Source organism: Chromobacterium sp. S0633 (assembly GCF_024158805.1).
GTDB lineage: Bacteria > Pseudomonadota > Gammaproteobacteria > Burkholderiales > Chromobacteriaceae > Chromobacterium.
In genome coordinates, this window is sequence record NZ_JAMZGH010000125.1 from 1 (window position 1) to 628 (window position 628).

Genomic DNA, 628 nt, shown 5'->3' on the forward strand with positions numbered 1-628 from the left:
CCAGTAGCAAGCAAGCCAGTAGCAAGCAAGCCAGTAGCAAGCAAGCCAGTAGCAAGCAAGCCAGTAGCAAGCAAGCCGGCAGCAAGCAAGCCGGCAGCAAGCAAGCCGGCAGCAAGCAAGCCGGCAGCAAGCAAACCGGCAGCAAGCAAACCGGCAGCAAGCAAACCAGCAGCAAGCAAGCCAGCAGCAAGCAAACCGGCGGCTCCCAAAACTGTTAGTGCTGCGCCTGCGGCGGCCAAGCCGGCGCCTACGACAGCGACGCCTGCGTCCGAGGCTGCCGCGCTTCCAGCGGGTCAATCGCTTGCCGGCAAGTCGCCGGTGGGCGAGGCGTCTCCCGCCTCGCGTCAACGCAGGCCGGCGGCGCGGAGGAGCAATAGCAAGCGCCGTAGCGAGGACTGACCTCTCCGGAGCGCTTCTATATAAAAAGGTATAGCAAGCCATGACGGGCCGGCGTTTCGCCGGCCCGTTTTTCATGGTTCGGCGGGGTGGTTGAGGCGTGTCAGCAAATACCCCTTTCGGATATTGCTTGCCGCATCAAGGGTTTGGCCTGCGGGGTCCGCTTTTGTTGAGGTTTTTCTCGCAAAAGGTGTTGACGGGTTTAGGGGGCTGACGTATAGTTCGCCTCCTC

The 628-nt window shown here is 61.6% G+C and carries 1 protein-coding gene; it reads left to right on the forward strand.

Going from position 1 to position 628, the window contains the following annotated elements; all coding sequences use genetic code 11:
• On the forward strand, window positions 1-218 hold a 218-nt coding region (locus NK214_RS24905; RefSeq protein WP_253315810.1), incomplete at its 5' end, for a hypothetical protein.
• Window positions 219-628 lie beyond the last annotated feature (410 nt).